Origin of the sequence: Methylobacterium sp. B1, assembly GCF_000333255.1 — a bacterium.
GTDB classification, from domain to species: Bacteria; Pseudomonadota; Alphaproteobacteria; order Rhizobiales; family Beijerinckiaceae; genus Methylobacterium; species Methylobacterium fujisawaense.
In genome coordinates this window covers 1-5,276 of the sequence record NZ_BACT01000925.1, presented here as the reverse complement: position 1 = coordinate 5,276, position 5,276 = coordinate 1, and the positions used below count along the sequence as shown (strand labels likewise).

5 protein-coding genes and 1 pseudogene are annotated in these 5,276 nt (G+C 71.9%); 5 read left to right on the top strand and 1 reads right to left on the bottom strand.

Annotation, left to right across the window (positions count from 1 at the left end; translation table 11 throughout):
- From I53_RS26090 to I53_RS26080, 3 genes and pseudogenes are all read left to right on the top strand, one after another.
- A pseudogene (locus I53_RS26090) lies at positions 1-683 on the top strand (enoyl-CoA hydratase); the annotation flags it as partial.
- A gap of 137 nt (positions 684-820) precedes the next feature.
- The gene (locus I53_RS26085) at positions 821-1,132 is read left to right on the top strand and encodes a hypothetical protein (protein WP_043356346.1); all 312 of its coding nucleotides are present in this window, start codon (positions 821-823) and stop codon (positions 1,130-1,132) included.
- Positions 1,133-1,198: 66 nt separating this feature from the next.
- Positions 1,199-2,635, top strand: coding sequence for a phospholipase D-like domain-containing protein (locus tag I53_RS26080; protein ID WP_043356343.1), 1,437 nt, complete (start codon positions 1,199-1,201; stop codon positions 2,633-2,635).
- On the opposite strand, the gene I53_RS26075 is transcribed toward I53_RS26080, so the two are convergent.
- The gene (locus tag I53_RS26075; protein WP_236952974.1) at positions 2,553-3,338 is read right to left on the bottom strand and encodes an endonuclease/exonuclease/phosphatase family protein; all 786 of its coding nucleotides are present in this window, start codon (positions 3,336-3,338) and stop codon (positions 2,553-2,555) included. The two genes, I53_RS26080 and I53_RS26075, sit on opposite strands and share 83 nt — an antisense overlap.
- A gap of 271 nt (positions 3,339-3,609) precedes the next feature.
- On the opposite strand from I53_RS26075, the gene I53_RS26070 reads away from it, so the two are divergent.
- Together I53_RS26070 and I53_RS26065 are read left to right on the top strand one after the other, a co-directional pair.
- Positions 3,610-4,848 carry a DNA repair exonuclease gene (locus I53_RS26070; RefSeq protein ID WP_043356341.1) on the top strand — a complete coding sequence of 413 codons (1,239 nt, stop codon included), beginning with the start codon at positions 3,610-3,612 and terminating at the stop codon, positions 4,846-4,848.
- 22 nt (positions 4,849-4,870) lie between these two features.
- On the top strand, positions 4,871-5,276 hold a 406-nt coding region (locus I53_RS26065), incomplete at its 3' end, for an AAA family ATPase (protein WP_043356339.1).

Here is a 5,276-nt window from a genome sequence, read left to right as displayed (position 1 = left end):
CATGGGCGNCCTCCAGGATCAGCTCGACGCCATCCGCGCGGATCCNGGCGTCCGGTNNCGTGATTCTCCAGGGGGCGGGCCCGCCCTTCTGCGCCGGGCACGATCTCAAGGAGATGCGGACCGATCCCTCCCGCGCGGCGACAGAGGCGGTGTTCCGCACCTGCGCCCGGCTGATGCTGAGCCTGACGCGCCTGCCGCAGCCGGTGATCGCCCGGGTTCACGGGATCGCCACCGCCGCCGGCTGCCAGCTCGTCGCCACCTGCGACCTCGCCGTCTGCACCGAGACGGCCCGTTTCGCCACGCCGGGGGTGCAGATCGGCCTGTTCTGCTCGACCCCGATGGTCGCCCTGTCGCGCGCCGTCTCGCGCAAGGCCGCGCTGGAGATGCTTCTGGTGGGCGAGCCGATCGACGCCGCGGAGGCCCTGCGGATCGGCCTCGTCAATCGGGTGGTCCCGGAGGCGGAACTCGACGCGGCGGTCGGCGCCCTGGCGACGCGGATCGCCGGGAAGGCCCGGCGTGTCCTGGCGATCGGCAAGGAGGCGTTCGGTCGCCAGCTCGAGATGGGTCTCGAGGACGCCTACGGCTACGCCGCCGAGGTGATGACGCGGAACATGATGATGGCCGACGCCCAGGAGGGCATCGACGCCTTCCTGGGCAAGAGGCCGCCGCGCTGGGAGCCGTGAGGCCGCGAGATCGCGCGCGGTGGCGCGATACGACGCAGGCCGGTCGGCGCCGCGCTTATAGGTAACGACGCGCCCTGCCCTAGGTGGTTCGGCACACCCGATCCTGTCGGATGCGGCGCCGCAACGCGGAACGGCTGATGAGCACCATCGACCTGTTCGGACTGACGCTGGCCTTCTACGGGGCGATGCCGCCGCCGCGACCGCCGCGGCCGGATCGCAACGGCGCGACATGGGCCGCCGCTGTGATCTTCGGGGGCATCTGCCTCGCCACGATCGGTCCCATGATCACCATCTGGAGCTTCCACCGGCCCTACGCCGAAGCCAAGGCGCGCTGCATCGCCTCGGGCGGGCGGGTCCTGTATGGGGCGCTGGACGGCAGCGGCCCCTATCGCTGCGAGCGGCCCGCCGGGACCGCCGCCATTGCGCATCCGGCCAAGCCGGCGGATTAATCCCGCCCGCCGCACGGGCCTTGGGCCAATCCGGTGCCTCCCGACGCGAACCCGGATACCGAGACCTTGGAAAACGCGCTCTTCCGCTGGGTTCAGTCGACCGCATTGATGCGGGCGGACGTCGAGGCCTTGATCGGCGTCGCGCTGGCGATCGGCGTCACCCTGCATGCCCTGCTGCGCAAGCGCCGGGTGAGCGTGGCGGTCGGCTGGATTGGTCTCGCGTGGCTGTCGCCAATCTTCGGGACCGCCCTGTACCTGACTTTCGGCATCAACCGGGTCTCGCGCCGCGCCCGGCGGCTGCGGACCAAGCCCTCCGATGCGACGCAGCTGCCCGACACCGACGACGCCGTGGTGCCGGAGACGCTCTGGCCCCTCGACCGGGCGATCCGCCGGATTACCAGCCTCCCGGCCTTCGCGGGCAATGCGGTGGAGATGTTCCGAAACGGCGACGCGGCCTATCCGGTGATGCTGGCGGCGATCCGCGAGGCGCAGGCCAGCATCGGCCTGTCGAGCTACATCTTCCGGGACGATGCCACCGGCCGCGAATTCTGCGACGCCCTCGTCGAGGCGCAGAACCGCGGCGTGATGGTGCGCGTCATCATCGACGGGATCGGCGGCGGCTACTTCCGGACGCCCGTCTACCGCCGGCTGACGGCGGCCGGGGTGCCGGTGGCCCTGTTCATGCACTCGGCCCTTCCCTGGCGGATGCCGTTCCTCAACCTGCGCTCCCACAAGAAGCTGCTGATCCTCGACGGGCGCATCGCCTTCACGGGCGGTCTCAACATCTCGCACGCGAATCGCGTCGCGCTGAAGCCCGAGCATCCGATCCGGGACACGCATTTCCGTATGACCGGGCCCGTGGTCGAGCAACTCGCCGCCGCCTTCGCGGCGGATTGGGCCTTCGTGGACGGCGAGATCCTCGACGGCGAACCGTGGTTCGTCGATCTCGAGCCGTGCGGGCCCAGCGTCGCCCGGGCCGTCACCTCCGGCCCGGATGCGGACGTCGAGAAGATCGAGCAGGTCATCCTTCAGACGCTCGCCTGCGCGCGCCGGAAGGTCCGGTTCGTAACGCCTTACTTCCTGCCCGACGAACTGGTGACCGGCGCTCTGGCGCAGGCCGCGATGCGGGGCATCACCGTCGACGTGATCATCCCGCGGGTCAGCGACCATCCGTTCATCGACTGGGCGACCCGGGCGCATCTCGAGCCGCTGCTGCGGGCCGGGGTGCAGGTGTGGCTCGACGAGCCGCCCTTCGACCATTCCAAGGCGATGGTGGTTGACGACATCTGGTGCTTCGTCGGCAGCGCCAACTGGGACATGCGCAGCTTCCGGCTCAACTTCGAGCTGAACGTCGAGATCATCGACGCGGATTGCGCGGCCGCGCTCGACCGGTTCATGCGCGGCAAGATGGAGACGCAGCTCAGGCGGGAGGATCTCGCCGCGCGCGGCCTGCCGGTCCGTTTGCGCGACGCAGGCGTGCGACTGCTGCTGCCATACCTTTGAAGCGTCCCGGGGCATGCGCCTCGGGGGCCGGGCCGAGATGGACGATGATCGGCCGGTGATCGGAGGGCCCCCGCGGCAGCACCGCATGGGCGTGGCAGACGAGGCCGCGGGCGAGGCAGCGGTCGAGCCGCAGGGGCAGCACCTCGACCATCGCGTGCGTCGACTGACGCGGTCCGACGTCGCGAAAACCCGGGATCATCGCGGGGCCGACGATGTTGTAATCGCCGAGAACCGCGGCCCGGGGCGGCAGCTCGCTGACGATGCGGCGCAGCTGGCGGCGGTTGAGCATCTGCCCATGCGACAGGTGGACGTTGGCCACGCCGAACTCGCCGAGGTCCAGGATCTGGCAGACGCGGTGCACCAGCGCCCCCGAGGGCAGCGCGATGACCCGGGGCGGCGCCGGCCAGGGCCTGGGGCTCCACATGGCCAGCCCGTGGATCCGGCCCGGCAGGGGTGCCCAGGCGTAGTGGCCGCCGATCCGGTCCAGCAGGAAGCCGATGGCCCGGGTCGCCTCCTGCATCAGCAGCAGGTCGGGCTTCTCCTGGGCGACGAGGGCGGCCACGTCGTCAACCGCCGCGCCGGTGCGCCGCAGCAGGTTCCAGCTCACGATCTTGAAGGGCTGATGCGGCCGATCGGCAGGGTAAATCGGCAGGGCGTGCGACGATGCGGCGGTGAGGCGGGCCGGGCGTGCAGCAGGATTCATCGGGCCGGTCTCGTACCTCATCGCGCGGCTCTCCCGTCACCGCCACGCTCTAACGCGCCCGGGGCCGGGACGTTCGACCGGATTCGCACCGACGCCGCGGAAGGGCCCGATCGACGAGCCGCAGAGGCCGTCCCCGGCGACGTGCCCCACAGCTCGTCGCATGCCGCCGCTTGAGGCGACCCCTGTCGGCGGCCTAAGAGCCCGCATTGTGATGCCGACGGCTGCGCGCGATCGCGCGCCCCGGCTCGCCACCGATCCCTCCCGGAGACCGATGACCGCGTTCAGCTTCATCCACGCGGCGGATCTGCATCTCGGCAGCCCGCTCTCGGGCCTCGCCACGCGTGACGCGGATCTCGCCCGGCGCCTCGCCTCGGCCGGGCGGCAGGCCTTCGAGGACCTGGTGAGCCAAGCGATCGAGCGGTCGGTCGCCTTCGTGGTGGTGGCCGGCGACGTCTACGACGGCGACTGGGCCGACACCACGATCGGCCTGTTCTTCGCCCGGCAGGTGGCGCGCCTCGACCGTGCCGGCATCCCGACGATCCTGGTGCGCGGCAACCACGACGCCGAGAGCGTCATCACGCGCTCGATCACGCTGCCGGACTCCGTACATGTGTTCCCGGCGGCCCGCGCCGGCACCCTGCGCCTCGACGCGCTGCGGGTCGCGATCCACGGCCGCAGCTTCCAGGGTCGGGCCGTCGAAGAGAACCTGTCGCTCACCTATCCGGCGGCCGTGCCGGGCTGGTTCAATCTCGGGGTCCTGCACACCTCCTGCACCGGCCACGCCGCCCACGAAACCTATGCCCCCTGCTCGGTCGCCGACCTTGCGGCCCGGGGCTACGAGTACTGGGCGCTCGGCCACATCCACGAATACGCGGAGCTGTCCCGGGATCCCTGGATCGTGTTCCCCGGCAATCTCCAGGGCCGGAGTGTGCGCGAGTGCGGCGAGAAGGGGGCGGTCGTGGTAGACGTCGCCGACGGGCGGGTGACGGGCGTCAGCCGCCTGCCCCTCGACCGGGCCCGGTTCGAGCGGATCGCGGTCGACCTCGCGGCGGCGGCCGACCCGCGCGGCGCCGTGGAGGCCGTCGAGGCGGCCCTGAGGCCGCTCGCCGCCGTCGCGGCCCGCCGGCTGCTCCTGGTCCGCGTCCACCTCGTCGGCACCACCCGCGCCCACGACGCCCTGGCGGCCGACCGGGAGACCCTGACGGCCGAGATCCAGGCGGCCGCGCACCGGCTGCACGAAGATATCTGGCTGGAGCGCCTGAAGATCGAGACGTGCCGCCCGCGCGCCGCGGTGGAGCCCTCCGGTGCCGCCATCGACCCCGCCGCGCTGCTGGCCGAACTCGACCGCGACCCCGATTTCCGCACAAGGGCCAAGGCGGCCCTGGCCGAGATCGGTGGCCGGATCCCGGTGACCGCCGCAGCGGAAGCCGACTTCGACGCGGAATTCGACGCCCTCTGTGCCGAGGCGGAGGCGCTGGTCCTCGGGCGCCTCGGCGGCCGGCACTGCTGAGGCGATCGCCCATGGAGGCCCGATGCGCCTGATCCGCCTCGCCCTGGAGCGCTACGGCGCCTTCACGGACCGCACGGTCGAATTCCGGCCGGATGCGCGCCTTCACGTGGTGCTGGGCGCCAATGAGGCCGGCAAGAGCACCGCGCTGGCGGCGGTCACCGACCTGCTGTTCGGCTTCGGGAAATCCACCCCCTACGCCTTCCTGCACGACATGCCGCAGCTGCGCCTCGGCGCGGAGATCGCCGCCGCCGACGGCCGCCGTCTGTCCTTCCGGCGCCGGAAGGGCAACAGCCGGACCCTCATCGACGCCGCCGAGGCGCCGCTCCCCGACGACGCGCTGGCGCCGTTCCTCGGTGGACTGTCCCGGCCGGTCTTCTGCCGGGCCTTCGGCCTCGACGCGGCGAGCCTCCGGGCCGGCGGCGCGAGAT

Excerpts from the sequence above, each read along its gene's own strand:
- I53_RS26085 (WP_043356346.1), top strand. The coding sequence starts at position 821 with ATGAGCACCATCGACCTGTTCGGACTGACGCTGGCCTTCTACGGGGCG.
- I53_RS26075 (WP_236952974.1), bottom strand. The coding sequence starts at position 3,338 with ATGAATCCTGCTGCACGCCCGGCCCGCCTCACCGCCGCATCGTCGCAC.
- I53_RS26070 (WP_043356341.1), top strand. The coding sequence starts at position 3,610 with ATGACCGCGTTCAGCTTCATCCACGCGGCGGATCTGCATCTCGGCAGC.